This is a genomic window from Streptosporangium sp. NPDC049248 (genome assembly GCF_040678965.1).
GTDB classification, from domain to species: Bacteria; Actinomycetota; Actinomycetes; order Streptosporangiales; family Streptosporangiaceae; genus Streptosporangium; species Streptosporangium fukuiense.
Genome location: NZ_JBFAQY010000074.1, coordinates 1 through 2,910, shown reverse-complemented (window position 1 = coordinate 2,910; position 2,910 = coordinate 1). Strand labels below are relative to the sequence as shown.

At 71.6% G+C, this 2,910-nt stretch carries 1 protein-coding gene; it reads left to right on the top strand.

From position 1 onward, the window contains the following. A partial coding sequence (locus tag AB0K21_RS44570; protein ID WP_364159269.1) for a type I polyketide synthase occupies nucleotides 1-2,910 on the top strand: 2,910 nt, incomplete at both ends.

The window sequence follows — 2,910 nt, the reverse complement described above, 5'->3', positions numbered from 1 at the left end:
GTGGAGCGGGCCGGGATCGAGCCGGGGACGTTGCGGGGGAGCCGGACCGGGGTGTTCACCGGTCTGATGTACAACGATTACGGTCTGGCGCTGGGCAACGCCGCAGGCCGGGTCCACCAGGCCGTCGTCGGTGAGGTGGTCGAAGGGCTCGGCCAGCGCGATGCCGTCGAGGGCTACGAAGGTACCGGGACCGCGCCGAGTGTGGCCTCGGGCCGGGTGTCGTACACGCTGGGGTTGGAGGGGCCGGCGGTGACGGTGGACACGGCGTGTTCGTCGTCGCTGGTGGCGGTGCATCTGGCGGCGCAGGCGCTGCGGTCGGGGGATTGCTCGCTGGCGCTGGCGGGTGGGGCGACGGTGATGTCCACTCCGAACACCTTCATCGGGTTCGCCCGGCAGCGTGGTCTGTCGGTGGACGGGCGGTGCCGGTCGTTCTCCGAGTCGGCCGACGGGGTCGGCTGGTCGGAGGGTGTGGGTGTGCTGGTGTTGGAGCGGTTGTCGGACGCTCGGCGTAACGGTCATCAGGTGCTGGCGGTGGTGCGGGGTTCGGCGGTGAATCAGGACGGTGCGTCCAATGGGTTGACGGCGCCGAACGGTCCTTCGCAGCAGCGGGTGATCCGCCAGGCGCTGGCCGGGGCCGGGTTGTCGGCGTCGGATGTCGACGTGGTCGAGGCGCACGGCACCGGGACGCGGCTGGGTGATCCGATCGAGGCGCGGGCCCTGATGTCCACCTACGGGCAGGGCCGCGACGCCGTGGAGCCGTTGCTGCTCGGGTCGATCAAGTCGAACATCGGCCACACCCAGACGGCCGCCGGTGTGGCCGGGATCATCAAGATGGTCATGGCGATGCGCGAGGGCGTGGTGCCGCGCACGTTGCATGTGGACGAGCCGTCCTCGCACGTGGACTGGAGCGAGGGCGCGGTGGAGTTGGTGACCGAGGCGCGGTCGTGGCCTCGGGTGGAGCGGTCACGCCGGGCCGCGGTGTCGTCGTTCGGGATCAGTGGTACCAACGCGCATGTGATCTTGGAGCAGTCTCCGGTGTCGGTGGAGGCCGGGGTCGGTGAGGTTGATCGTGGGGCCGGCGGCGAGGTTGTTCCGTGGGTGGTGTCGGCGCGGTCGGAGGTGGCATTGCGGGCACAGGCGGCTCGGTTGTTGTCGCATGTGGAGGGGGCGCCTGGTCTGGGGTTGGCCGAGGTGGGGGTGTCACTGGCGACGGCCCGGTCGGCGTTTGAGTATCGGGCGGTGGTGGTGGGTGCTGAGCGTACGGAGTTGGTGCGGGGTCTGGCCGCGGTGGCGCAGGGGGTGCCGGGTCCGGGTGTGGTGACCGGTTCGGGGCGGGGCGGGGCCAAGCCGGCGTTCTTGTTCACCGGTCAGGGGAGTCAGCGGGCGGGGATGGGCCGGGAGTTGTACGCGCGGTTCCCGGTGTTCGCGGCGGCGTTGGACGAGGTGGTCGCGGAGCTGGATTCGCTGCTGGGCGGGTCGTTGCGTGAGGTGTTGTTCGCCGAGCCGGGGTCGGCGGAGGCGGGGTTGCTGGATCGGACCGGGTGGGCGCAGCCTGCGCTGTTCGCGGTGGAGACGGCGCTGTTCCGGCTGGTGTCCTCGTGGGGTGTCGAGCCGGGTGTGCTGGCGGGGCATTCGATCGGGGAGATCACCGCGGCGCATGTGGCCGGGGTGCTGTCGCTGGCCGACGCGTGTGCGCTGGTGGCGGCGCGCGGCCGGTTGATGCAGGCGTTGCCCGCCGGTGGGGCGATGGTGGCGGTGCGGGCGTCCGAGGAGGAGGTCGCCGGGCTGCTGGCGGGGCGTGAGGGTGAGGTGTCGGTCGCGGCGGTGAACGGCCCGGCCTCGGTGGTGATCTCCGGGGTGGAGGAGGCGGTTCTTGAGGTCGCTGCCGCTTTGGAGGAGCGGGGGGTGCGGACGAAGCGGTTGCGGGTGTCGCACGCGTTCCATTCGCCGTTGATGGAGCCGATGCTGGAGGACTTCCGGGCCCTGGCCCGGACGCTGACCTACGGCCCGCCGCGGATCCCGGTGGTCTCCACCCTGACCGGGGAAACCGCCACCGCCGAGCAGCTGTGCTCGCCGGACTACTGGGTGGAGCAGGTGCGTGGCGCGGTCCGGTTCGCCGACGGCGTGCGCACGTTGCAGGCCCAGGGGGTGCGGGCGTATCTGGAACTGGGCCCCGACGGGGTGCTCACCGCCATGGCCGACGACATCCTCACCGCGCTCACCGACCCGAACACGGACAGCGGTGGGGTAACGCGGGTGACCGCGCCTGTGGGTTCGGCGCGCGACGCCGAGGCGGGTCCGGTGGCGGACCTGGACGTGGTGCTGGTAGCGGCCCTGCGCGGAGGCCAGGACGAACAGAAAACGATCATGGCGGCGCTGGCCGCCCTGTACGTACGTAAGGTGCCGGTGAGCTGGCCGGCCATGTTCCCCGGTGTTCGCCGGGTGGAACTGCCCACCTACGCCTTCCAGCGTGAGCGGTTCTGGCCCGATGGCGGGGGCTCCCAGGTGGGAGACGTGACGGCGGCGGGACTCGCGGCCGCGAGCCATCCGCTGCTGGGAGCCGCCGTGGAGGTGGCCGGTTCGGACGGGGTGTTGCTGACCGGTCGTATCTCGCTGGGGTCGCATCCGTGGCTGGCCGATCACGCGGTGGGCGGGGTGGTGGTCTTCCCGGCCACCGGGTTCCTGGAGTTGGTGGTGCGGGCGGGTGATGAGGTCGGTTGTGATCTGGTCGAGGAGCTGACCCTGACCGCGCCGCTGGTGCTCGGCGAGCGGGACGCGGTGGCGGTGCAGGTGTGGGTGAGCACACCGGATGAGTCGGGTCGGCGTGAGGTGAGCGTTCATGCCCGGCCGGCCGGGGCTGGTGATCAGGAGGTGTGGGTGCGGCACGCGGTCGGTGTGCTGGTGGCCGGT